General features: G+C 69.7%; 17 protein-coding genes and 3 pseudogenes. 11 read left to right on the top strand and 9 right to left on the bottom strand.

The features are described from left to right. Positions 1-11: 11 nt before the first annotated feature. Positions 12-1,439, bottom strand: coding sequence for an MltF family protein (locus GCU53_RS22420; RefSeq protein ID WP_152389551.1), 1,428 nt, complete (start codon positions 1,437-1,439; stop codon positions 12-14). A 222-nt stretch (positions 1,440-1,661) separates the two neighbouring features. Between GCU53_RS22420 and GCU53_RS22415 the strand changes: the two genes are divergently transcribed. Beyond that, entirely contained in the window at positions 1,662-2,474 is an 813-nt protein-coding gene (locus GCU53_RS22415) for a TatD family hydrolase (protein ID WP_152389550.1), read from the top strand. 19 nt (positions 2,475-2,493) lie between these two features. Here GCU53_RS22415 and GCU53_RS22410 read toward each other — a convergent pair whose 3' ends face one another. The 3 genes from GCU53_RS22410 to dksA are packed head-to-tail and all read right to left on the bottom strand — an operon-like array spanning position 2,494 to position 4,748. Continuing rightward, entirely contained in the window at positions 2,494-3,126 is a 633-nt protein-coding gene (locus GCU53_RS22410) for a DUF1826 domain-containing protein (protein WP_152389549.1), read from the bottom strand. A 1-nt stretch (position 3,127) separates the two neighbouring features. Continuing rightward, positions 3,128-4,333, bottom strand: coding sequence for a zinc metallochaperone GTPase ZigA (gene zigA, locus GCU53_RS22405; protein ID WP_152389548.1), 1,206 nt, complete (start codon positions 4,331-4,333; stop codon positions 3,128-3,130). Between the two features lie 10 nt (positions 4,334-4,343). Then, positions 4,344-4,748, bottom strand: a complete 405-nt coding sequence (dksA, locus tag GCU53_RS22400) for an RNA polymerase-binding protein DksA (RefSeq protein ID WP_152389547.1) — start codon at positions 4,746-4,748, stop codon at positions 4,344-4,346. Between the two features lie 161 nt (positions 4,749-4,909). Here dksA and folE2 point away from each other — a divergent pair, with 161 nt between their 5' ends. The 4 genes and pseudogenes from folE2 to GCU53_RS22380 all read left to right on the top strand — a co-directional run bounded on the left by folE2 (position 4,910) and on the right by GCU53_RS22380 (position 6,990). Beyond that, complete coding sequence (gene folE2, locus GCU53_RS22395; RefSeq protein WP_152389546.1) at positions 4,910-5,809, top strand: GTP cyclohydrolase FolE2; 900 nt, start codon at positions 4,910-4,912, stop codon at positions 5,807-5,809. Next, positions 5,806-5,985: pseudogene (locus tag GCU53_RS22390) on the top strand (ATP-binding cassette domain-containing protein); the annotation flags it as partial. The gene folE2 and the pseudogene GCU53_RS22390, both read left to right, overlap by 4 nt. A 97-nt stretch (positions 5,986-6,082) precedes the next feature. Next, positions 6,083-6,511, top strand: a pseudogene (locus GCU53_RS22385) (metal ABC transporter solute-binding protein, Zn/Mn family); the annotation flags it as partial. A gap of 116 nt (positions 6,512-6,627) precedes the next feature. Continuing rightward, complete coding sequence (locus GCU53_RS22380) at positions 6,628-6,990, top strand: Mpo1-like protein (RefSeq protein ID WP_152389544.1); 363 nt, start codon at positions 6,628-6,630, stop codon at positions 6,988-6,990. A 15-nt stretch (positions 6,991-7,005) separates the two neighbouring features. Here the strand turns inward: GCU53_RS22380 and GCU53_RS22375 are convergent, their stop codons facing one another. From GCU53_RS22375 to GCU53_RS22360, 4 genes are all read right to left on the bottom strand, one after another. Continuing rightward, on the bottom strand, positions 7,006-7,761 hold the full coding sequence (locus GCU53_RS22375; protein ID WP_152389543.1) for a CHAD domain-containing protein: 756 nt from the start codon (positions 7,759-7,761) through the stop codon (positions 7,006-7,008). Positions 7,762-7,825: 64 nt separating this feature from the next. Next, positions 7,826-9,826, bottom strand: a complete 2,001-nt coding sequence (locus GCU53_RS22370) for a transglutaminase TgpA family protein (protein WP_152389542.1) — start codon at positions 9,824-9,826, stop codon at positions 7,826-7,828. Next, the gene (locus tag GCU53_RS22365) at positions 9,823-10,812 is read right to left on the bottom strand and encodes a DUF58 domain-containing protein (protein ID WP_208845387.1); all 990 of its coding nucleotides are present in this window, start codon (positions 10,810-10,812) and stop codon (positions 9,823-9,825) included. The genes GCU53_RS22370 and GCU53_RS22365 overlap by 4 nt, the downstream gene beginning before the upstream one ends. After that, complete coding sequence (locus tag GCU53_RS22360; RefSeq protein WP_152389540.1) at positions 10,782-11,699, bottom strand: AAA family ATPase; 918 nt, start codon at positions 11,697-11,699, stop codon at positions 10,782-10,784. The genes GCU53_RS22365 and GCU53_RS22360 overlap by 31 nt, the downstream gene beginning before the upstream one ends. Positions 11,700-12,612: 913 nt before the next feature. Between GCU53_RS22360 and GCU53_RS22355 the strand changes: the two genes are divergently transcribed. The 6 genes and pseudogenes from GCU53_RS22355 (at position 12,613) to GCU53_RS22330 (ending at position 22,718) form a co-directional block, all read left to right on the top strand. Then, positions 12,613-15,327 carry a cation-transporting P-type ATPase gene (locus tag GCU53_RS22355; RefSeq protein WP_152389539.1) on the top strand — a complete coding sequence of 905 codons (2,715 nt, stop codon included), beginning with the start codon at positions 12,613-12,615 and terminating at the stop codon, positions 15,325-15,327. 273 nt (positions 15,328-15,600) lie between these two features. Beyond that, positions 15,601-16,965, top strand: a pseudogene (locus tag GCU53_RS22350) (hypothetical protein). Positions 16,966-16,997: 32 nt separating this feature from the next. Beyond that, a complete protein-coding gene (locus GCU53_RS22345; RefSeq protein ID WP_152389538.1) occupies positions 16,998-19,229 on the top strand; it encodes an Ig-like domain-containing protein in 2,232 nt (743 codons plus the stop codon). Positions 19,230-19,402: 173 nt separating this feature from the next. Beyond that, a complete protein-coding gene (locus GCU53_RS22340; RefSeq protein ID WP_152389537.1) occupies positions 19,403-21,112 on the top strand; it encodes an ExeA family protein in 1,710 nt (569 codons plus the stop codon). A 1-nt stretch (position 21,113) separates the two neighbouring features. Then, the gene (locus GCU53_RS22335; protein ID WP_152389536.1) at positions 21,114-21,866 is read left to right on the top strand and encodes a general secretion pathway protein GspB; all 753 of its coding nucleotides are present in this window, start codon (positions 21,114-21,116) and stop codon (positions 21,864-21,866) included. 183 nt (positions 21,867-22,049) lie between these two features. Beyond that, a complete protein-coding gene (locus tag GCU53_RS22330; protein ID WP_152389535.1) occupies positions 22,050-22,718 on the top strand; it encodes an MliC family protein in 669 nt (222 codons plus the stop codon). A 34-nt stretch (positions 22,719-22,752) separates the two neighbouring features. On the opposite strand, the gene GCU53_RS22325 is transcribed toward GCU53_RS22330, so the two are convergent. After that, positions 22,753-24,789: a TonB-dependent receptor family protein gene (locus tag GCU53_RS22325; RefSeq protein WP_152389534.1), complete on the bottom strand. Its 2,037-nt coding sequence runs from the start codon at positions 24,787-24,789 to the stop codon at positions 22,753-22,755. Positions 24,790-24,835 lie beyond the last annotated feature (46 nt).

Here is a 24,835-nt window from a genome sequence, read left to right as displayed (position 1 = left end):
CGAGCAACCCGTCAATCGTCGTCGCGGCGGGCGACCCGCTGCCGAGACTCCAGGGCACTGCGCTCGCGGTGGAAGGCGAGGAAATACTTGTTCACGCTGTTCACATAGCTGACCACGCCCATGCCCACCTGCTCGGCAGCGACGCGCTCGACCTGGAAGAACCACTGGTCGGGGTTCAGTCCGCGCCGCTTCGCCTCCGCCCGCAGCTGCTGCACCCGCTGCGGCCCCATGTTGTAGGCCGCCAGGGTGAAGGCCATGCGCTCGCGCTCGTTGAGGCGCGGGCTGGAGAAGAATTTCCGCCGCAGCGAAGCCAGGTAGCGGGCGCTGGCCTGGACATTGTTCTCCAGCCGGTGGATGTTGCCCACGCCAACGCTGCGTGCCGCAGCCGGCGTGACCTGCATCAGCCCGGTAGCATTGCCGGCCCCACGCGCGGACGGATTAAGGGTCGACTCCTTGAAGGCGACCGCCGCCAGGTTCAGCCAGTCAAGATCGTTGCGTTCGGCATATTGCTGCAGGACCGGACGCACCTTCTCGAGACGCCCGAGCTCGGTCCGGCCCAAGGGGTTGTGCACCTTATAGAGGCGACGGTAGACGCGCTGGAAAGCGGCATCCTGATCGGCCGGGCTGCGATAGTCCTTGAGGAACTGGTCGACGCTGGCGCGCAGCAGACGCGCATCGCGACGGATGAACCAGCTCAGGTTGTCATCGCGGGAAAAGGCGACTTCGGGTTGCACCTGCAGCTTGGGCAACACCTTGGCCCAGCGCTGGGCGATCGGCAGCTCCACGGCAGTCAGCGGATAGATGCCGGCCTGCACCATCTCCAGCACATCCTCCACCGCCAGGCTGGGATCGAGCCATTCAATGTCGATCGGCCGCAGCTTGCGCGCCGCCAACTGCTCGTTGACCTTGTGCACTGCCGCGCCGACAGCACTGCCGGCCGGCAGCATCAGGGTCCTGCCGGACAGCTGGTCGAGCCGCTGGTAGCGACGTGCCCCCTGGCGTCCGACCAGCACCAGCGGAACCCGCGTCATGATCGGCGCGCTGGGACTGATGTCGCCCTGACCACGCAGATGGACCAGTTCGCCGGGCGCGACCAGATCGCCCTCACCGCGCTGCAGGGCGGAAATCAGCTGGTCCTTGGCCTTGGGAACGATCTCCAAGCGAAGGTTTCGATTCCCCTTGGCGGTGCGGTTCAGGTATTGCTCGAAAGCTCGCAGGCGCCGGTATTCGACGCCGATGGGTTGTCCATTCACTTCGCCCGAGCTGTTCCGGCTCTGGTTCACCAACACCCGCAGTACGCCACTGCTGCGCACCTGCGGTAAATCGCGGACTTCCCCCGGCCGCTGCCAGGCTTCCGGCGGCCCGGCCAGACGCGCTGCGGCCGGAAGCGGCAGCAGGCTCAGCAGGCAGGACAGAAGTAGCAGTCTTCTTATTGTCATCCGGTCTCCAAAAAGCAGTGTTTGACGAGCAAAACAATGCGCTGAGAACCCCGTGTCCGGTGCAAGTTCCTCGGGGCATTCACTTTCAAGGGTGGCACAGCGAACCGGCCAAGGCCAGGACGGTTCGTCAGTTCACCCATTAAGCTGCTGATTTGACGGGTTTTTTAATTCCAGCCGAGGAAGCTCTGCTATGCTTCCCGCGTTCTTTCCCGAGGCATTGGCATGCAACTCGTCGACATCGGCGTCAACCTGACCCACCCCAGCTTCGCCCACGACCGAGGAGCCCTGCTGGCCCGTGCCTATCAGGCCGGGGTCTGCCAACTGGTTCTGACCGGCACCAGCGTGGCGGACAGTGAACAGGCCTTGACACTCTGCCGCCAGCTGGACGAAACGGGCGAGCGCCTGTTCGCCACTGCCGGTGTCCACCCCCACGATGCCCGCGAGTGGACGCCTGCCAGCGCCCAGCAACTGCGCGACCTGCTGCGCGAAGAGCGAACCCGCGCCGTCGGCGAGTGCGGCCTGGACTTCAACCGCGACCTGTCCCCGCGCGCCCAGCAGGAAAAGGCCCTGGAGGAACAGCTGGCGCTGGCCGTCGAACTCGGCAAGCCGGTGTTCCTCCATGAACGCGATGCCAGCCAGCGCCTGGCCGCGATTCTCCGTGTCTATCGTGACAGTCTGACGGCAGCCGTGGTGCACTGCTTCACCGGCGACCGCCAGGCCCTCTTCGCCTATCTCGACCTGGATCTGCACATCGGCATCACCGGCTGGATCTGCGACGAGCGCCGCGGCAGCCACCTGCACCCGCTGGTGCGGGAAATTCCCGCCGGCCGGCTGATGCTGGAAAGCGACGCCCCCTATCTGCTGCCGCGCACCCTGCGCCCCAGGCCCAGGAGCGGGCACAACGAGCCGGCATTCCTGCCCGAGGTGTTGCGCGAGGTCGCCCAGCATCGCGGCGAATCCATGGAGGTGCTGGCCGCACACAGCACGGCCTGCGCCCGACGCTTTTTCGGCCTGCCGGAGATCTCCGTCCGCTGATAGCCGCGCCGTATCCGGGCTATGCCAGCCAGTCCAGGGTCAGGAGAAGGCGAGACTTGCCCGATTCCGGCCGGGGCGAGCGGTGGATGATGCCGGCTCCCTCGTTGCCCAGCCACTTCTCGCCCTTGAACAGCGCCACCGCGCCGGCTTCGATCTGTAGCACATCGCCTGGCTCGGCAGAGGCATCGCCGAGACGCGCCCTCGCCATCGCCCCCTCGAGAAGCCACTGACTGCCGGCACCGTAGTAGGTGGTGACCAGCCGCAGGGGCACCCGGTCGACATGAAAGCGCGGACACATGGCGGTTTCCAGCGAGCGCAGCCGCAGACCGACACGGCGGGCATCGACCAGGCAGGCGAAGGCCGATACCAGCCAGGCCACATCGGCGATGAACTCGGCGCGCCCCTCCGCGCCGACGTGCTCCTCGGCCAGCCGGCTCAGATCCGGCTCCGCCTCGGGATGGTCCAGCTCCAGCACCAGCGATAGCGCCAGGGGGGCGCCACGCGCCAGCAATGCCGCAAAGCGCTCGACCGGCCGGGGCAGGCGCCGCTGCCAGAGCGCCATGTTGACGCCATCTTCCAGCACATCGGCGAGCACCGCCGGGCTGTCGGCGCGGACCTGGCGCGACCGCCGCTGGATAGTCGCTCCCCGCATCTCAGACGGCCTCCTCGCTCCAGGCACCGAAGGGATCCGGCAGCGTCCGCCAGGCCTCGATCCCCCCGGCCATCTCCGCGTCATCGAGCAGGCAGGCGTCGAGTTCGTGGGTGAGGCGGGCAAAATCGATGTGCTGGCCGATGAACACCAGCTCCTGGCGGCAGTCGCCGATCTCGGGCGTCCAGTGTTTCATGATCGCCGCCAGCCCCTCCTCGTCCTGCGGCCACTGCTCCCTGGGCACGAAGCGCCACCAGCGCCCGGCATGGCCGTGGCGCATCAGGCCGCCGGCCTGGGACCAACTGCCGGCCTCCTCCGGCTTGCTCGCCAGCCAGAACCAGCCCTTGGAGCGCAGCAGCCGCCCGTTCTCCCATTCGCGGCTCAGAAAATCGAAGAAACGCTGCGGATGAAAGGGCCGGCGGGCCTGGTAGGCCGCCGAGGCGATGCCGTATTCCTCGGTCTCCGGCACATGCTCGCCGCGCATTTCCCGGAGCCAGCCGGGCGCCTGGGCGGCGCGTTCGAAATCGAAGCGCCCCGTGTCGAGAATCCTGTCCAGCGGCACCCGGCCCATGCTCATCGGCAGAATCTCGGCCTGGGTGTTGAGTCGGCCGAGAATCGCTGTCAGCTCTTCCCGTTCGGCCCGGGAGATCAGGTCGATCTTGCTGATCAGGATGACGTCCGCGAACTCGACCTGCTCGATCAGCAGGTCGGTGATCGAGCGCTCGTCCTCCTCTCCCAGCGTCTCGCCGCGGCTGGCCAGGCTTTCGGCCTCGTGGAAGTCGCGCAGGAAGTTGACCCCGTCGACCACAGTCACCAGCGTGTCCAGGCGGGCCAGGTTGGACAGACTGCGCCCCTGCCGGTCGCGGAAGGTGAAGGTTTCCGCCACCGGCAGGGGCTCGGCGATGCCGGTGGACTCGATGAGCAGGTAGTCGAAGCGCCCCTCGCGCGCCAGTCGGCTGACCTCCTCGAGCAGGTCCTCGCGCAGAGTGCAGCAAATGCAGCCGTTGCTCATCTCGACGAGCCGCTCCTCGCCCCGCTTGAGGCTGACGTCGCGCTGAACCTCGCTGCCATCGATGTTGATTTCGCTCATGTCGTTGACGATCACCGCCACCCGGAGGTTTTCGCGATTCTTCAGGACATGGTTGAGCAGGGTGCTCTTGCCGGCTCCCAGAAAGCCTGACAGCACGGTCACGGGCAGTCGTCGATCCACAGGATTCTCCTCAGGTGTCACGCAGGTGTCGTTCGCGCTGCTCCTGACGTTCCTTCGCCTCGATGCAGAGCGTTGCGGTGGGACGCAGCAGCAGGCGCCGCAGGCCGATCGGCTCGCCCGTCTCGACGCACCAGCCATAGGCGCCATGGGCCAGGCGCTCGAGCGCCGCATCGATCTTGTCCAGCAGCTTCTTCTCCCGCTCCAGCACGCGCAGATGCCATTGCCGCTGCTCCTCGGCACTGCCGATATCCGCCGGATCGCCGCTCGGCTCCGGCTCGCGCAAGGCGGCGAACCTCTCGTCGATACGCAATTGCAGCTCGGCGCGCTGCGCCAGCAGCAGCTCGCGGAAGAAGGCCTGCTGCCGCTCGTTCATGTAGGCCTCTTCGGGCTGGGCCAGCAGTTCGGCTTCGGTCATGGGCGTCTCCAGGGTCAGGACCTCCACAGGCGCATTCCAGAGGGGTTGCCTCGCAACGCTCCTCCCCCGCGTCGCAGCAAGACTTCCGCTTGCATACCTTGCATGAGAGGAACACGATAATTATTGTTATAACATAACATTTTTATCCTGGACCAGCGCCCATGAATTCCCTCGCCCTACCCGACGTCGCCAGCCAGACCCGTGCGCACCAGGACATCGCGCTCGAATGGGTCGGCATGCGGAACATCGCGCTGCCCGTCGTGCTGGCCGACCAGCGGATCGCTGCCTCCGTCGACGCGGGCGTCAGCCTCGACGATCCCGCCACCCGCGGCATTCACATGTCGAGGCTTTACCTGGCGCTGGAGGAGTTGGAGGACCGGCCGCTGACTCCGAAGCTGCTGAAATATGGACTCGGGCGCTTCCTCGCCACCCACGCGGGCCTGTCGAAACGCGCATTCCTGGCCGTGCGTGGCGAACTGCTGCTGAAGCGTCCCGCCCTGGTCAGTCCGCTGTCGGGCTGGAAGTCGTATCCGTTCGAGGTGAGCGCACGCCTCGACGCGAAGGGCCTGCGGATCGAGCTGAAGCTGGATGTCGACTACTCCTCCACCTGCCCCTGCTCGGCCGCGCTGGCCAGGCAGGTGATCCAGCAACGCTTCGCCGAGGACTTCTCCGGCCGGCCATTGCAGCGCGCCGAACTCCTCGCCTGGCTGGGCAGCGAACGGGGCATCGCCGCGACCCCGCACAGCCAGCGCAGCGTCGCCTCGCTGCGCATCAGGCTGTCGGCCAGCCAGGACGAACTCCCGCTGCGGACCCTGCTGGATACTGCCGAGGAGGCACTCGCCACCCCCGTACAAACCGCCGTCAAGCGCGGCGACGAACAGGCCTTCGCCCTGGCCAACGGACAGAACCCGATGTTCTGCGAGGATGCCGCACGGCGGCTGCACCGGGCCCTGAGCGGCTTCGACGGCATCCGGGCCTTCCATGTCCGCGTGGTGCATGCCGAAAGCCTGCACGCCCACGATGCCGTCGCCGAGAGCGCCTGGAACTGGAGCCACGGATGATGCTGAACTGCACCGCCCTGCAATGGGGGATGCCCGGCCGGCCGCTGACCCCGCCGCTGAATCTGCGCCTGGAAACAGGCAGCCTGACGGCACTCGTCGGTGCCAATGGCAGCGGCAAGAGCAGCCTGCTGAAGGTCATCGCCGGCTGGCAGGAGCCGCTGGCCGGCACCCTGAGTCTCAAGGTGCCCAGGCTGGGCGGCATCGGCTATCTGCCCCAGCAATCGCCGCTCGACCGGCAGTTCCCCATCGATCTGGCCGCTTTGGCAGGCCCTGGCCTGGCACGATCTGGCCAACGCACGGATCCACGCCGAGAACACCGCCAGGGTGCTGATCGAGACGGACGACCCGGCACAACCTTGCCGCCTACGCAGCAGAAATCGAGCGACTGGGGATGATGGGGTGGACGGGGCCTTTCGCGCCCTTCCGCCCGAGCACCGGCGCATCCTGACCTCCCATGACGCCTTCGGCTATCTCGGCCAAGCCTACCGTCTCGACATCCTCGCGCCCCAGGGCCTGTCGACCGAACGGGAGCCCTCCGCGGCGGAGCTGGCCATGCTGCTCCGGCAGATCGCCGAGGAAAGCGGAGCCGGGATCGGCGGCACCCTGTATTCCGACGCGCTGGCCGCCGAAGGCCCCGCCAGCACCTACCTCGGTCTCTATCGGCACAACGTCGCCACCCTGCTCGGGGCCTTGCGTCGCTGAGGCCTGTGCTCCGGACCCGCTGCCGGCAGTTGCGACTGCCCGGGCACGCCCGCTCGCAGGTACATGCCCGAAACCGGACTAGACTTTTCTCATCCAAGGTCTCGAGGAGTACGGACATGGGCAAGCGCGCTGCGGAGTATTTCCACCGTCAATGGCAGCACTACGAGGACTGCCACCACAACCAGACCAACCTGGCCCTGCACATGCTCGCCCTGCCACTGTTCGTCGTGGCCTGCCTGGTGCTGATCAGCGCACTCCTGCAGCGGGATCTGCTGGCGCTGGTGCTCGGCGTACTCGGCCTGTCCGCCGCCCTCGCCCTGATCGCCCAGGGCCATCGCTTCGAGGCCGGTGCCGATCCGCGGCATCCGGAGAACTCCCTGCCCCACCTGCTGGTCGAGCAGTTCCTGACCTTTCCCTGGTTCGTTCTGAGCGGCGCCTGGCGGCGCGCCTGGAAAGCCTGCCAGCGCAAGCGCGAGTGAGCGACGGAAGCCGGCTCAGCCGAAATCCTTGGTCAGGTTCAGCAGGATCCGGTCGGCCCGCTGCGCGCTCGACTCCAGCTCTGCGCGCCAGCGGGCCGTCAGCGGCTGCAGGTCGATCTCCCGCTCCGCGCGCGCCAGCCATTGCAGACGGTCGTGCCAATCCCCGAGCGCCGACTGCGCCGTCTTCAGCCGCTTCGCCCCGTCTTTCGAGAGTTCGACCAGATCGGGATAGGCCTCGGCGCCATAGCGCACCCGCTTGATCAGCAGACGCAGCCGGTGCCGGTCGTGGGCCGGATCGCGCAGCGCCTCGCCCAGGCGCCGGGCCTGGCGCGCCTGACGCTTGCCGATGCGCCGGCGCAGCCCGCGCAGGACGCCATCGCGCCCGGCCTGACGCCAGAGCGAAGGCCAGACGACCAGGGTGCTGCACAGCTGATGCCACTCGGCACTGGCCAGCAGGCTGTCGCGTCCGGCCGCCAGGCGCTCCCGGCGCACGCCGATCAGCCCGGTCAAACCGGCGGCCTGCAGCTCCTGCAGCAGCACCTCGTCGTCGCGCAGCGGCGTACTCAGTCGCCCCATGGCGGCAGCAGCCTGCTCCAGCGGCTCGACACCGGGCATACCGCGCAACGGGCGCAGCAGGCTGCGCAATCGGCGCAAGGAAATGCGCAGGTCGTGCAGCGCCTCGCCATCGCTGCGCGCTGCCAGGCGAGCGGCGCAAGCCTGCAAGGCGACATCCAGGCGCAGAACCTGATCCTGCAAGCGATTGGCAATCATCCACTACCTCCCCCGAACGCAGCGTTCCGCCCTGCAACTGCGGCCCGATCAACATGTCCGAAAATCAGCCCTCGCCCGTACGCCAGGGCAGCGCCCGGCGCAGGCGCCGCAAGACTTTTGCCAGGTCGCCCGGTGCGTCCTGCCGCCCGCCATAGCGCTGCGCCTCGAACAGTGCGACGAAGGCCAGGATCTCCCCAGCCTGGGCGGGCAAGCGGCGCGCCGCCCGCTCGGCGAAGGCCCGCGGTCCCTCGCCGGGCGCGCGGTGCAGGCTGTGACGCGCCAGCAGCCGCTCGAAGCGCCCGAACAGCCGCTGCTGCGCGTCGCCCTCGCGCCGCCAGGGCTTGAACAGCCAGAGCGCGACCAGCGCCAGCATCGTCGCGACCGCGGCGACGGCGCTCAACCCCAGCAGGCGCAGGTCGGCGCTGCCGAGCCAGGCGCGCAGAACCTGCATCTGCCGCTCGCCCTGGTAGCCGAGCACCCAGCGCTGCCAGCCGTAGTTCAAATTGTCCCAGGACAGGCGCAGCCGGTTGAACCAGTCGATGCCACGATAGCGCGCCAGGGACAACGGCGCCCCCTCGAGGAAGTCCTGGTCCTGGCCGAGCGCCTGCTCCAGCCCCCGCTCGATGCGCTCCGGCGCCACCTGGAAGGTCGGATCGACGCTGGTCCAGCCGTGCTGCGGCTGCCAGTACTCGACCCAGGCATGGGCATCGAACTGGTGCACCAGCAGGTAGTTGCCGGCCGGATTGAACTCGCCGCCCTGATAGCCGATGACCACCCGCGTGGGAATCCCGGCAGCGCGCAACACGAAGGTCATGGCGCTGGAGAAGTGCTCGCAGAAGCCGCGGCGGGTGGAGAACAGGAATTCGTCGACGCTGTCGCGCCCCAGCCGCGGCGGCTTCAGGGTGTAGTGGAAGGCCTCGCGGCCGAAGTGATCGAGCAACGCCTGCACCAGCGCCTCCGGCTGCCGGTAGCGGCGACGCAGCTCGGCGGCCCAGGCGCGGCTCTGCGGATTGCCCTGTTCCGGCAGTTGCAGGGCGCGTTGCAAGGCGCCCACGGCCCCCTTCGGCTCGCGCAGGGCATCCGGCCATGAAGTCACCCGATAGAGCTGCATCCCGGTCACCGGATGGCGCTGCTGCAGACGGAAATCCTCCATCAGGCGGGCATCGCCGGGACTGCCTTCGGCGACGTCCAGGCTGTACAGCCAGGGCTGGTTGCTCGGCTGCATGACGATGCTGTAGGCGAGCGGTTCGCCGCGCCTCTCCCAGAGCGGCGGCTGGCCCTGCGGCCCCGATGCCTGCGACCAGCGGCGCCCGTCGAAATGCTCCAGGGTCAGCGCCCGCCAGTAGAGCCGGCTGCGCTCCGGCACCGGCCCCTCGAAGCTGGCGCGAAAGGCCAGCTCGCCGGACTGGCCGAGCTCGGCGATGTCGCCGGGCGTCATGCTGTCGGACAGGCCGGTCACGCCGCGCTCGCGGGGCCCGGGCAGAGTCCACAGCGGCTCGATGCGCGGGAAGAACAGAAACAGCAGCAGCATCAGCGGCGCCGCCTGCAGCAGCAGGCTGCCGGCCAGACGCAGGGTGGCCCAGGGCTCGGCGGCCGGGGCGCTCTGCTGCAGGCCGATCAGCGCCGCCAGCAGGGCGGTGAGCGGCAGCAGGTAGTACAGCGCGGCGAGGATGCCGTCCTCGAACAGGCAAGCGGTGGCCAGCGCGAAGAAGCCGAGGAAGATCACCACCAGGGCGTCGCGCCGGCTGCGCATCTCCACCAGCTTGAGGATGAAAGCGGCGATCAGCAGCACCACCCCGGCCTCCAGGCCGACCAGCCCGCCGCGGGAGAGATATACGCCGAAACCGGTGCCGAGCATCAGCCCGGCCTTGATCCAGCCGTTGGGATAGGGCGCGCGCATGCGGAAGATCTGGATGCGCCAGGCCGCGCAGCCGAGCCAGAGGCCGACGATCCACAGCGGCAGATGGCCCAGATGCGGCAGGACCACCAGGAGCTGGGCGACCAGCAGCCAGGTCAGGCCGCCCCGCGGAATCGGCTGCAGTGCTGCGCCGGGCTGCGTCGTCATGGCGCTTCCCCGTACAGCGCCAGGGCGCGCAGGCAGGCGTCGCGATGCGTCTCGCCGCCGGCCGGGCCGAGCTGCTGGCCGGGCAATTGCAGGACGAACGGGCGCCGCTGCGCCGACAGCTCGAGTACCCAGTGGCAGAGCAGCGACAGGCGCGTCTCGCCATCGCCCGCCAGTGCGGCGAAATCGAGGCACAGCTCGCCGCTTTCCAGTGCGGAAAACTCCTTGACCAGGAGGCCCCGGCCGCGGGAATAGGCCTTCCAGTCCAGACGCCGCCTCGAGTCGCCGGGGCGATAGGCGCGCAGTCCCTGGTAGTCGTCCACACCTTCGCCGCGCGCCTGCCGGCCCTCGCTCCCGAACTCCTCCGGCGCACCGGCGGACAGCGGCAGATCGCCGGCCAGCGGCTGCGGATAGACCAGCGCCCGCTGCTCCGGGTCGACCCAGCTCCAGGCCACCATCAGGCCCAGCGGAAAGCGGCTCTCGACCCGCAGGCGCGGCGCCGGCAGCCAGCCGCGCCGTGCCGCGGGCAGGCTCAGTTCCACGCAGGCGCTGCCGCCGGCGGGCAGGTCGTGCAGTTGCAGCGCGCCGCCCGACCAGCCCAGCGCCAGCGCCTGGCGGGTACGGCCGTCGCTCTCCAGGCGGACCGGAAAGCGCGCCTGCCCGCCGGCGAACAGCGCCGGCGGCACCCCAACCTGCAGGCGCAGCCCGACCAGGTTGCGATAGGTATGCAGCACGCCGACCATGAACACCGAGCCGAGCAGGAAGATCAGCGCATAGGCCAGGTTGTTGCGGTAGTTGATCGCCGCCAGCAGCATCAGCAGCAGGGACACGCCGAAGGCCAGGCCGATGCGGCTGGGCAGGATGAAGATACAGCTGCGGTCGAGGCGCGCACCGCCCGCGGCACGGACGATCCGCCCCGGCCAGCGGGGCCGGGCGCCCTTCAGGGATTCGGCCAGCATCAGATCGCCGCCACCTCGCGCAGCAGCCACTGCACCAGCGCGCCGCTACCCTGTCCCGCCGGATCGGCGCGCTCGCGCAGACGGTGGCCGGCCACTGCCGGCAGCACCGCCTGCACGTCCTCCGGGATCACGTAGTCGCGCCCGGCGAGATAGGCCCAGGCCCGGGCGGCGGCCAGCAACGCCAGACTGCCCCGCGGCGACAGCCCCCAGGCGAACTGCGGCTGGCTGCGGGTGGCCTCGACCAGCCGCAGCACATAGTCGACCAGCGCATCGCTGACCCGCACCTGGGGAATTTCCGCCTGGATCGCCGCCAGCGCGGCATGGTCGAGGACAGGCTCGAGCTCCGGCAGGCGCTGGCGTCCCGAACCGGCCAGCAGCAGCGCCCTCTCCGCGGCGCGCCCCGGATAACCCAGCGACAGGCGCATGAGGAAGCGGTCCAGCTGCGACTCCGGCAGGGCGAAGGTACCGCCCTGGGTGACCGGATTCTGGGTGGCGATGACGAAGAACGGCGACGGCAGCGGCCGGGTCGCGCCCTCGATGGTCACCTGGCCCTCCTCCATCGCCTCGAGCAGCGCGCTCTGGCTCTTCGGGGTGGCCCTGTTGATCTCGTCGGCCAGGATCAATTCGGCGAAGATCGGCCCCGGATGAAAGACGAACTGCCCGCTTTCCTTGTCGAACACCGAGGTGCCGAGGATGTCGCCGGGCAGCAGGTCGGCGGTGAACTGGATGCGCTGGAAACCCAGGCCCAGCACCCTGGCCAGGGCATGGCTCAGGGTCGTCTTGCCCATGCCGGGCAGATCCTCGAGCAGCAGATGGCCGCGCGCCAGCAGACAGGTCAGGGCCAGGCGCACCTGCAGCTCCTTGCCCAGCAATACCCGGTCGATACTCTGCAAACAGCTTTCCAGTCGCGCGCGCATGTCTGATTCCCTAGATTGCGAAAGCCCGATGCTACCGGCCTCCCCCCCATGGCAAAGCCGCAGGCGCGCGCAGCGGTCAAAATGTGAAGCAGGCCGCCCTGGCGCCTCACCAGCCCGGATACCGCGCCAGGATCGCCCGGCTCGCCTCGCTGCCGTCGTTGCGGTACCGCCCAGGCACCAGGCAAATGTCCAGCGCCACGCGCTCGATCGCGTCGCGCAGCTCCAGCCCGTCCAGCCAGCGGGCGGGTAGCCGGTCGGGTGGTCGTGGGTCAGGTGCGCGGACTCGGCGGCCTTGTCGAAGGCGTTGGGAAAGTCAGCAACCAGCGCAGCAAGGCATGGTGGATGAAACTCGGCGGATGGCAGACCCAAGAGCGTCCAGGGTTGGATGCGGTCCAGGACAAGCATCGGAAAGGACTCCATGAAACGTGGCCAGCGAGGCATGTGCGATGGTGTCAGCATGCCCGTAGCGAGCAACAGTGCATGTCGCATCCGCCGGGACGCAGCCACCGCCGCGGACCCGGACGGATTGCCGCACGATCCGGAAACAATCGATTGACGGCGTCTGCCTCGCCGAATGCGCTATGTTCCGCCGACAGCCACCCGCCTCCTCCCTGCCGCCACCGGAGGCACGACGCAGACCGCCCGGTAGCCCGGCCTGACGGTGAGCAAGGCGCACACTCTGCGCCTGGGCGAGGATAGCCCGTACCCACGCCGCGTGCCGGCGACAGGCGGCCGGAACAGGAGCACACTGGTTTTCGCCCCGCTGCCTGGCGTCGCGCGCAGCGCGGATGCGGCGAAAGCAGCTGCCATCCCGTGGAGACGGGCCTGGCGACGCACCGGGAAAGGTGCGACCGGGCCTGTGCAGGCGGCGGGCGCCGCCGAGCCCGCCAGGACAGACAGAACGAGGAATGCGATGCAAGCTCACCCGCACACCGACTGGCATACCCGACCGGCCGAGGACAGCCTGGCCGCGCTGAACAGCGGCCCTGACGGCCTGAGCGCCGACGAGGCCAGGCGCCGCCTCGAGCAGCACGGCCCCAACCGCCTGCCGCAACGCAGGAGCGCGGGACCGCTCAAGCGCTTCCTGCTGCAGTTCCACAACCTCTTGATCTACGTGCTGCTGGCCTCCTGCGGGGTCACCCTGATCCTCGGCGAGTGGCTGGACAGCGCGGTGATCTTCGGCGTGGTGCTGATCAACGCGGTGGTCGGCTTCATCCAGGAGGGCAAGGCCGAACAGGCCATGCGCGCCATCCAGAAGATGCTCACCCAGGAAAGCCGGGTGCGCCGCGACGGCAAGGTCAGCGTGATCGACGCCGAGCACCTGGTGCCGGGCGATCTGGTCCTGCTCGAGGCCGGCGACCGCGTGCCGGCCGACCTGCGCCTGCTCGACACCCGCAACCTGCGCATCGAGGAGGCCGCGCTGACCGGCGAATCCCTGCCCAGCGACAAGGGCTACGAGCCGGTCGATGCCGGCGCCAGCCTGGGCGACCGCAGCAGCATGGCCTACTCCGGCACCCTGGTCAGCGCCGGCAGCGGCGTCGGCCTGGTGGTCGCCACCGCCGGGCACACCGAGTTGGGCCGGATCAGCCACCTGCTCGGCGACGTGCAGCGCCTGCAGACCCCGCTGCTGGCCGACATGGCACACTTCGCCCGCCAGCTCACCCTGATCATCGTCGGCCTGGCCGTGGCGACCTTCGCCTTCGGCGTGCTGCTGCGCGACTACTCGGCCGGCGACATGCTGATGGCCGCGGTCGGCCTGGCCGTGGCAGCCATTCCCGAAGGACTGCCGGCGGTGCTGACCATCATCCTCGCCCTCGGCGTGCAGCGCATGGCCCGCCACCGGGCGATCATCCGCCGCCTGCCGGCGGTGGAGAGCCTGGGCGCGGTGACGGTGATCTGCTCGGACAAGACCGGCACCCTGACCCGCAACGAGATGACCGTGCAGCGCGTCTTCACCCGCGAACACAGCTACGAGGTGGAGGGCGTCGGCTATGCGCCGCTCGGCACCGTCCGCTGCGACGACGGCCAGCTGTGCCAGCTGGAGGACGCCAACGACCTGCTGGAACTGGCCCGCGCCGGGCTGCTGGCCAACAGCGCCAGCCTGCATCTGCTGGAGGGATGCTGGTGCATCGCCGGCGACCCCACCGAGGCGGCCCTGCTCACCCTGGCCGGCAAGGTCGGGCTGAACCTGCACCAGGAGAACCAGCGCCTGCCGCGGGTCGATGCCATTCCCTTCAGCTCCGAGCGGCGCAGCCTGGCCAGCCTGCACCACGACCACGCCGGGCACGGCCTGATCTACCAGTTCGGCGCCCCGGAACGGCTGCTGGAAATCTGCCAGCGCCAGTGGCGGGCGGGCAGCGACGAACCGCTCGAGCGCCGCTACTGGCACCAGCGCCTGGACGAGGGCGCCAGCCAGGGCCTGCGCATGATCGGCCTGGCCATTCGGCCGCTGGAGAAGCCCCGCCAGCAGCTCGACGAGGACGACCTGAACGAAGGCTTCATCCTGCTCGGTCTGGTCGGCATGATCGACCCACCGCGCGAGGAAGCCATCCGCGCCATCGCCGAATGCCGTAGTGCCGGCATCGCGGTGAAGATGATCACCGGCGATCACGCCGCCACTGCCGGCACCATCGCCCGGCGCCTGGGCCTCGTCGGAAGCCGGGCGATGACCGGCGCCGAGGTCGATGCGCTGGGCGACGCCGAACTGGATGCCCGCCTCGCCGAAACCTCGGTATTCGCCCGCACCAGTCCGACCCACAAGCTGCGCCTGGTCGAACGCCTGCAGGCCGGCGGCGCCCGCGTGGCGATGACCGGCGACGGGGTCAACGACGCTCCGGCGCTCAAGCGCGCCGACATCGGCATCGCCATGGGCATCAAGGGCACCGAGGCGGCCAAGGAAGCGGCGCAGATGGTGCTGGCCGACGACAACTTCGCCACCCTGGTGCAGGCGGTGGCCGAAGGCCGCACCGTCTACGACAACCTGAAGAAGTCGATCCTGTTCATCCTGCCGACCAACGGCGGCCAGGCCATGGTGCTGCTGGTGGCCATCGCCCTCGGCCTGTCCCTGCCGATCACCCCGCTGCAGATCCTCTGGGTCAACATGATCACCGCCGTGACCCTGGCCCTGACTCTGGCCTTCGAGCCGGCCGAACGCGGGCTCATGCAACAGCCGCCGCGCGATCCGAAGGCCCCGCTGCTCAGCGGCTGGCTGCTCTGGCGGGTGCTCTGCGTGTCGCTGCTGCTGACCGTGGCCAGCCTCGGCCTGTTCCTGCTCACCCAGCAGCAGGGCTGGAGCCTGGAGGAAAGCCGCACCCTGGCGGTGAACGTGCTGGTCGCCGGCGAGATCGGCTACCTGTTCAGCTGCCGCCGCCTGCTCGAGCCGGCCTGCTTCGGCGTGCGCCGCAACCCCATGGTCTGGGCCATGGTGCTGCTGCTGTTCCTGCTGCAGCTGGCCTTCACCTACTGGACGCCGCTGCAGCGGCTGTTCGGCACCGCTGCCCTCAGCCTCAACGCCTGGGGCTGGTGCCTGCTCGGCGCGGTCGGCGTGTGCCTGGCGGTGGAGGTGGAGAAGGCCTTCTACCGCCGGCGCCAGCCAGGCCACGCCGAACGGGAGGTGGCAACCCGCTGAACCTGCGGGCGTGCCTGTTAGCGGCGCCAGGCACGCCCGTCCCTTTCCCCACCCGCTGCCCCGGAGAACACCCAACTCCGGGTACAGTCCCGCCTCCCCGCTCCCCATCCCCCTGAAGGTGGCACTCTGCCAGAGCCTCGCCGTTTCGCTATTTGGCCATCAACGAAGCGGCCTGGTATGAAAGTTGCCCCACGCTGATGGCAGCCAGCCAGTGGTGTGTACAGGCAGTCCAGAAGTCCACGAGCGGCCCTGCTCATCATCAGGGAGAGACTTATGCGCAGAACCTTCTCGACAGCCGCGACCGCAGCCCTGCTCGGCCTCACGGCAGGCAATGCCGCCCAGGCGGCGCTTTTCGCCGTGGACCCCGGCCCTTACGGCAACGACACCGCCGGCTTCGCCGCCTGGTACCAGGACAGTCACGGCCGCGTCCTCGACCTGTGCCTGTCCAAGGCGCTCAGCTCGCGCGTGCCGAGCACGCCCGGCACCCCCAGCTACATGTGCACGCTGCTTCCCGAACCGGGCGTCTACGACGACACCCAGCCGCTCGCCTTCCCCGGCAACTTTCCCAGCGAGGCCTTCTGGTTCACCGCCGACGCCCTCATCCAGCAGGGCGGGATCGACCTCAGCTACGGCGCGGCCCTGGAGGCCGCCTTCAACACCGAATAGCCGGTCGACGGCGACCAGATCAGCTTCGCGCGCATCCGCATCCACGCCGACCTGACCACCCCCGGCAGCTACACCATCACCCACCCCTATGGGGTCGAAGTGTTCAACGTCACCGCCGAGGACATCGGCAACGACGGCGTGAACGCGATCAACCTGACCCGCGACATCGGCATCGGCGCGCCGGGCAACTACAGCGGCGCCCTCGCCGGCGACGTCGGGCCCTTCCTGCGCAGCGTCGACGGCCCCTACCAGGAGTCCAACCCGGACACCGGCGCGGTGGAGCTCTTCGTCGGCGATCCCAACCTCGAAGAGGCCGTCACCGGCAGCCCCTTCAACACCAACTACGTGCGCATCCAGGGACCGAACGGCCTCGACCTGCGCACCGAACGCTTCGCCGTGTCCGGCAAGCTCTCCACGCTCGAACGGCCGACCCCGCTGGCCATCCAGCGCACCACCTATTACCGCGACACCGACGAGAACAACGCGACGGTGCAGAGCCAGGACCTGTTCGTCCAGGCGCCGCCGCCCCCCGGCAGGGCCCGCTTCGAGGACAGCAGCGGTGCCAGCGTCGAGATGAGCGAGGCCGACGGCACCGGCAACTGGTACGGCCAGTCGGCCGCCGCTCCGGCGCCCGGGGCCCCGCTGGAGATCACCGCCGACAACAGCCTGGCCACGCCACCCAATGCACCGACCAGCCTGCCCGCCAGCCTGGTCGACCAGGTGACCATCGAGCGGGCCGAGTACAGCCTCGGCTCCGGCCAGCTGCTGGTGGTGGCCAGCTCCAGCGACCGGATCGACCGGCCCGCGCTGAGCGCCAGCGATGCCGGCAGCGGCTCGCCGATCGGCCCGCTCGGCGGCGACGGGGCGCTCAAGTCCCTGACCAGCGGCGTCGGCCCCGTGCCTCCGGCCCGCGTCACGGTGGCCTCCGCCCACGGCGGCAGCGACACCGAAGACGTGCTCATCCTCCCGTGAAAAGAAGCACCCCTCACCTGCCAGGAGGCATCATGAAGAAGTGGTCAGCATTACTGCTCGGCACCCTGGGGCTGATCGCCGCGACCGGCGCGGCCCGGGCCGAACTCGCGGCCGTCGACCCCGGCCCCTACACCCCGGCGACCGGCGGCTTTCCCCAGTGGTACCAGGACGACACCGGGCTGCAACTGGAGCTCTGCCAGTCGAAGGCGGTCAGCCCGTCGGTACCCGGCACGCCGGGCGCACCGGCCTACCTCTGCACCCTGATTCCCGAACCGGGCGTCTACGACGACACCCAGCCGATGGTCTTCCCGGACAACTGGCCCCCGGAGCTCTTCTGGTTCCTCGCCGAAACCAGCATCCCCGCCACCAACAACAGCGGCTTCGAACTGGAGGTCTACATCGCCGCCATCGAGGCGGCCTTCGCCTCGGAACAGCCGCGCGATGGCAACCAGCAGAGCTTCGCGCGCATCCGCATCCGCGCCTCGGTGCCGGTGGCCGGCGAATACACCATCACCCACCCCTACGGCGTCGAGAAGGTCCAGGTCACCACTCCGGGCCGGCGGGCGATCAACATCACCCGCGACATCGGCATCGGCGCGCCGGGCGACTTCAGCGGCGCCCTCGCCGGCGATGTCGGCCCCTTCCTGACCCGCGCGGACGGCGCGCGGATCACGGCCACCAACCCGGAAACCGGCCAGGCGGAAACCTTCATCGGCGATCCCAACGAAACCACGTCCGCGACCGGCAGCCCCTTCAACACCAACTTCGTGCGTATCCAGGGCCCGGCTGGAAGCATCGAGTCCGACCAGTTCGTCCTGTCCGGCAAGGTCCTCGACGCCCGCCCGGCGACCGCGCTGAACGTCGGCCGCAGCACCTACAGCCGCACCTCCACGGGCACCCGGATCGACCTGTTCGCCAGTTCCAGCGACGACGCCGAACTCTGCTACCGCGAAAGCCTGGAGCTGATCGAGGGCACCTCGCCCTGCCTGCACACGCTGACCGGCGACGGCAACGGACACTTCTTCGCCAGCAACCCGCCCAGCCAGGGCCTGTCGCCCTTCGTGGTGCTCACCGCCAGCGATCCGGAGCGGGCGACCCGGTCGACCTCGTTGTCGTCACACCTCTCCGACGTGGTGAAGATCAAGACCGCCCGCTACTCCTGGGCCGACCGCACGCTGACCATCGAGGCGAACTCCAGCGACGAAACGGCGATTCCCGACCTCGCCGCGGAAGGCTACGGCCGCCTGGCCAAGACCGGCATCCTGCAGACCCTGACTGTGACTGGCCTGGCCCAGCCGCCGGCCCGCGTCAGCGTGAAATCCGCCGCCGGCGGCATCGATACCGAGCCGGTGACGGTGGTCGGCAGCGCGCCGCCAGTCGGGGAGAACCAGCTTCCCCTGGCCCGCAACGACAGCGCCTCGACCAGCGAGGGCGTGCCGGTGACCATCGCCGTGCTGGCCAACGACGAGGATCCGGACGGCGACACGCCGCTCGGCGTGGTCGACCTGGTCATGGCCGCAGGCTCGCTCGGCAGCGTCGCGCCCAGCGGCAGCACCCAGGCGCTCTACACCGCGCCGAGCAGCGGCGTGCCTGCCGAGGGACTGGTGGAAACCTTCACCTACCGGGTCCAGGATGCCCGCGGCGGCCGCTCGGAGCCGGCCACCGTCACCGTAAGCGTGGCGGCCAACCAGGCGCCGACCACGGCAAACGATACGGCCAGCGCCAGCGGCAACGGCAACGGCACGCCGGTGAACATCGCCGTGCTGGCCAACGACCGCGATCCGGAGGGCAACACACCACTAACCATCGTCAACCTGACCGCGCCGCCCGCCGGCCAGGGCACGGTCGCCAGCGACGGCACTGAGGTCACCTACACCCCGCCGGGCAACGTCACCGCCGACTTCGGCACCAGCTTCACCTACCAGGCCCGGGACAGCCTCGGCGCCGTCTCCAACGTGGCCAGCGTGACCGTCGCGGTCACTGCGCCCGTCGTCCAGGAGAACCTGGCGGTGCAGAGCGCCAGCGTGCAGGCGAAGAACCGCAACCGCTGGAACTGGGACATCCGCGGCACCACCAGCGTGGTGAACGGCAACAACATCCGGGTCCTGGTCGACGGCGTCGTCCTGGGCACGGCCACGCCGGGCCAGAACGGCCGCTGGCAGATCAAGGCCAACAACAGCAGTGTGGCGCCGCCGATCAGCGGGACGATCACCGTCAGCAGCAGCCTGACCCAGGGCATGACGATCCCCGTGACCATCCAGTGAGGCCGCATGGCTCCCGGTCGCGACGACACGCATCGCGGCCGGGGCCGCCCTGACCGGCAATGCCGGCCCGTCGCCCGGCAGCGAGCCGATGGCCGAATGCAACATTCGGCCGTCAGGCTGTCGGACGGCGGGTCTACCCTGAAGGAATGTTTCCAGCCACGGAACGCAGACATATGTACAACCAGTATTTCGGCTTTTCCGAGGCCCCCTTTTCCATCGCGCCCGATCCGCGCTACCTGTTCATGAGCGAGCGGCATCGCGAGGCGCTCGCCCACCTGCTCTACGGCCTGCAGATCGACGGCGGTTTCGTGCTGCTCACCGGCGAGGTCGGCACCGGCAAGACCACCCTGTGCCGCTGCCTGCTCGAGAAGGTACCGGAGCACTGTGACATCGCCTTCATCTTCAACCCCAAGCTGTCCCGCCTGGATCTGCTCAAGACCCTCTGCGAGGAGCTGCACATCGCCCTGCCGGAAGGGGTCCGCAGCCTCAAGACCCTGTTCGACCGGCTCAACGCCCATCTGCTGGAGGGCAACGCCCGCGGCCGCAAGACGGTGCTGATCATCGACGAGGCGCAGAATCTGTCGGCCGAGGTGCTGGAGCTGCTGCGCCTCCTGACCAACCTGGAGACCGACCGGCACAAGCTGCTGCAGATCATCCTGCTCGGCCAACCGGAGCTGCGCGACCTCGTCGCCCGCGAGGACATGCGCCAGCTCGCCCAGCGCATCGTCGCCCGCTATCACCTGGAGCCGCTGTCGGGCCCGGAGGTCGGCGCCTACGTCCGCCATCGCCTGGCCGTCGCCGGTACCCGCGCCGCGCTCTTCGCGCCGTCCTTGCTGGAGCGCCTGTACCGGCTGAGCGGCGGCACGCCGCGGCTGATCAACGTGCTCTGCGACCGCGCCCTGCTCGGCGCCTACGTGCAGGGCAAGGCCGCGGTGGACCGGGCCACCCTGGACAACGCCGCCCGCGAGGTGCTCGGCCCGCGGCGCCACCCAGGACGTCCGGCCGCCCTGGCCGCGCTCCTCGGCATCGGCCTGCTCGCCGGCGTGGCCACGGCCGGCTGGCAGCTGGCGCCGGAGCCCCTGCTGGCCGCCGGCCGCAGCGAACTGGACAGCCTGCTCGCCGCCACAGCCCCCCGGGACATGCTGCCGCCGGCCGGCGCCCCGGACAGCGGCGCAGAGCCGATGCCCTCGTCCGGCCTGCCGGCGGAGGACAGCGTCCCGCCCCTGGAGCCGCCGCGTCCCGAGCCCATCGAGCTGCCGCCGGAGGAAGATGTCGTCGGCCCCGCGCCCGAGAGTCACTGGCTGCACGAGGCGCTGGCGGTACGCGCCCTGTTCGGCCACTGGCAGGCCGCCATCCGTCAGCCCAGCGACCTCGACGGCGCCTGCCGCCAGGTCGAGCAAATGGGCCTGCGCTGCCTGCGCCGGCAGGCCGAGCCGGCATCCCTGGCCAGCCTGCCGCCCCCGCTCATCCTCGAACTCGTCCCGGCCGACGGCCCGCCCTTCCTGGCCACCCTGCTGAGCAGGGACGAGCGGCGAGCGCAACTGGCCGTGGCCGGCGCCGTCCGCGAGGTCGGCCTCACCGCGCTGACGCGCCGCTGGAGCGGCCGCTACGTCCTGCTGCAGCAGGCGCCGCTGGCCCAAGGCCGGCGCCTGAGCCGCGGCAGCCAGGGCGCCGACGTGGCCTGGGTGGATCTGCAACTGGCCCGCTGGGAAGGACAGAACCGGCCGCGCGCCGGCGATCCGCTGTTCGGCAGCGATCTGGAGCGGCGCGTGCGCCAGTTCCAGCAGGCCAACGGCCTGCTCGCCGACGGCGTGGTCGGCGCGCAGACCCTGGAGCGCCTGGCCGGCCTGGGCACCACCGAGATGGCCGCACTGAGCTACTGACATGTCCTACATACTCGAAGCCCTGAAACAATCGGAACACGCCCGCCGGCAGGGCAAGGCGCCGGCCCTCAACAGCCTGCCGCCCCTGCTCGCCGCCCCCCGCGAAACCGCCCGCCGCCGTCCACCGGCCTACCTGTCGCTGGCGCTCGGCCTGACGCTGATCGGCGCAGGCCTCGGCTGGTGGCGTCCCTGGCAGGTCACTGCAGAAGACCGCCTCATGGTCCAGGCGCCGTTGCCCGAAACGCCAGCTCCACAGCCCGCCGCCCTCCGGCCGGCCGACCCCGTGCAGCCGGCCCCGACAGCGCCTGTCGCCGCCAGCGTCGCGCCAGCCCCGGAAGCGGCCAGACCGGCCGTCGCCGCTGCCCCACCGGCCGCTCCGGTCGCCGCTTCCGAGCCGCTGATCCGTGTGGATCCGGTAGCGGAGCCCGACACCCCGTCCTCAGCCCCGCCGCCCGCCGCCCTCCCCGCGGCGCCCCGTCCCGCGCCCGGCGTGCCGGTGCTCCCGCACGCCCTGCCGGCGCCGCCCGAGCGGGTGCTCGGCTTCCACGAGCTGCCCAGCGAGCTGCGCCAGAGCCTCCCGCCCCTGTCCCTCGCCGGCTTCTCCTATGCCGACGAGCCGAAGATGCGCATGGCGGTGATCAACGACCGCATCCTGCACCAGGGCGACCAGGCCGGCCCCGGCATCGTCCTGGAGCAGATCGCCAGCGACGGCGTGGTGCTGAACTACAGGGGCTACCGCTTCCGTCCGCGCTGAGAAATCGCGCCGATCGAGCCGATAACGCTCCGACGCCTTGAAACGGCTTCGCGCACCTGCTTGTCAAGAGTAAGGCCCAGCCAAGGCAGGCCGGTGCCGGGCCGCCGTCCGGCGACAGCGGACGTCCTGGCGCGGGCCACCCTTTTTCCCTGCTCGCCAGGAGCGCCCATCAAGGACCTTTCCATGAACCAGTTGCTTCGCTTCAACCCGCCATCGCGCGCGACACTGCCCCTGCTGATGCTCGCAGGCTGCCTCGGCCTGCCCGCCGAAGCGGGCGAGGCGCCCCCCTACGAATGCGGCGAGAACATGTCCGGCACCCTGGAGGAAACGATCTGCACGGACCAGAACCTCTCGGCGCTGGACCGGAAGATGGCCGAGGTCTACTCGGCCGCGCAGCAGAAGGCCGCCGCCGAGAATCCGGCAGGCCTGGAAGAACGGCAGCGAGGCTGGCTCGAGTCGCGCGACGCCTGCGAGAAGGCTGCGGAGCCGTCCGAATGCCTGCAGGAGAGCTATACACAGCGGATCGCCGAGCTGCAGGCGCGCTACGGGCTGGTTCCCATCAGCGGCACCTTCACCTACACCTGCGACGACGACCAGAACAAGATCATCCACGCCCGCTTCTACGAGACCAATCCACCCTCGCTCTATGCCGAGTACGGCGAGCAAAGCGCGGTCATGATCGCCCAGCCCAGCAGTACCGGCGCCAAATACGCCGGGCTGGACGAAACCACGCTGTGGGAGCACGACAACGATGCGCTGGTCACCTGGGGAGACGACTCACCGGCCATGAAGTGCATCAAGACACCCCTGATCGCGCCCACCGGCGAGGCGCCGGGCAAGGCGGGCGGCTAACCCGCCCGGCTCCTCGGCGGCCACAGGCGCCCCGTCACAGGCGCCACTCCACCCCGGCGTAGAGACTGCGCCCGTCGCCCGGCAGGAACTGGGCGCTGTCCTGTCCGCGGGCGTCGGCGATCACCCCGGTGGCGGCGGCGTAGCGGCGGTCGGAGAGGTTGCGGCCTTCGACGAAGAAGGCCGGCCCCTGCGCCGGCCGGTAGCCGGCCTTGAGCCCCCAGAGGGCGTAGCGGTCGGTGTACAGGGTTTCCGCGTGGTCCACCGCATAGTGGCTCGGCACCCACTCGAAGGTCGGCCCGGCGTACCAGCCCGCCCGCTGCCAGAGCAGCTCGCCCTTGACGAACTGGCGCGGCACGCCGGCCAGGCGGTTGTCGCCGTAGACATCATCGTCATCGAAGCGGAAGTCGTTGAACAGGTACTGCCCGCGCAGGACGAAGGCGCCGACCGACCAGGCGCCGCCCAGCTCGACGCCCTGGTGCAGGGTGCGGTCGGCGTTGACCGTGCCCAGCGGATCGCCGTTGGCGTCGTTCAGCGCCAGCAGCTCGTCGCGGATTTCGCTGCGGTAGACCGCCAGGTCCAGCTCCACGCCGCCGCGGTCGTAACGCAGGCCGGCTTCCCAGGTCCTGGCCCGCTGGGCGTCGTTCTTGCTGACGATCTGGCCGCCGGTCAGCTCGCTGAAGGTCGGCGGCTCGTAGCTCTGGCTGAAGTTGGCGAACAGTTGCACGCCCTCGGCCAGATCGTGGCGCACGCCGAGGCGCGCGACGCGGCCGACGTAGGTCGCCTCGAAGGATTCGTCCTGGAACACGCAGCGGCTGGCGACCGCGGTGCTGCACTTGAGGCGGTCGTCGACCTCGCGCTCCTGGTGCAGCCAGGCCAGCCCGCCGATCAGCGCCCAGCGCTCGACCAGCGGGATTTCCAGCTCGGCGAAGGCGTTCAGGTTGCGCGCGGTCTGGCGCAGCTCGTTGAGTTTGCGCCCGGCGTGGCCGCCGACGTTCTGGTGGCGCACGTCGCGGTTGCGCCCGTGGCTGGCCTCGATGCCGCCGGTCCAGCGCCAGCCCTGGCGCTGCCACTTGTGGGTGAGGCGCAGGCCGTAGTCCTCGCTGTCCACGTCGTACACCTGATGGATGGGGTGCCAGAGATCCTTCTCGCTGTAGAAGCTGGCCAGCTCCAGGCTGTGGCCGCCGCCCAGCGCCCAGACGGTGCGGTTGCCGATGCGGTCGAGGGTGAAGTCGCGGCGCTGATCGTTGCGCAGGTTGTTCGGGGCGGCCTGCTCGTCGTCGTCATGCATCTGTGCCCTGGTCAGGTTGCCCGGCAGTTCGGAGTCGGTTTCCACGTGGGTCAGGTAGAAACGGGTCGACAGCCGATCCGTGAGCCGCCCGCCGAGGTTGACGAAGTAGCGCTGGTTGTCCTGCCGGGCATGCTCGCGAAAACCGTCCTGGGACGAGTCGGTCATGCTCAGGTAGGCGTCCCAATCGCCGAAGTCCTGGGCGACCGCCAGGTACAGCCGCTGGTAGTCGAAGCTGCCGCCCTCGTAGCGCAGATCCAGCGGCGGTGCGCTCCTGCCGGTGGGCGCGACGAAGTTGACCGCCCCGCCGAGGGTGGCCGTACCGTAGTGCCAGGCGTTGGCGCCGCGCAGCACCTCGATGTGGTCGGTGGCCAGGGGTTCGATGACCTGGAAGTCGAAACTGCCGTCGGCCAGGTTGACCGGCGCGCCGTCCTGCATCAGCAGCAGGCCGCGGCCATGGAAGGTGCGTTGCAGGCCGGAGCCGCGGATCGACAGGCGCGACTCCTCGGCGCCGAAGCGCGGCTGGACGAACACCCCGGTGGCCATGCCCAGGGCGTCCTGCAGGGTGCTGCTGCGGCCGGTCTTCCAGGTTTCGCTATCGACCAGCGTGGCGCCGCCGGGAATCCGCGCGAACTCGGCGCGTTTCTCGGCCAGGGTCGGCGCGGTCGGGTCCGATTCGTGGCGTGCATCGATGGTCATGCTGTCCAGTTCGATCTGTTCGGCAAAAGCAGGGGTTGCCAGGCCGGCGCTCAGGGCCAGCAGGCTCAGAATGGATGAAGGGCGCATCCCCGTCGTCTCCTTTGATTCTTCTTCGTTCCGTGTCGGGCATGGG

The sequence above is a fragment of the Azotobacter salinestris genome (genome assembly GCF_009363155.1).
GTDB classification, from domain to species: domain Bacteria; phylum Pseudomonadota; class Gammaproteobacteria; order Pseudomonadales; family Pseudomonadaceae; genus Azotobacter; species Azotobacter salinestris.
Note: the sequence above shows the minus strand (reverse complement) of the source record. Positions and strands in the feature narration are given on the sequence as shown.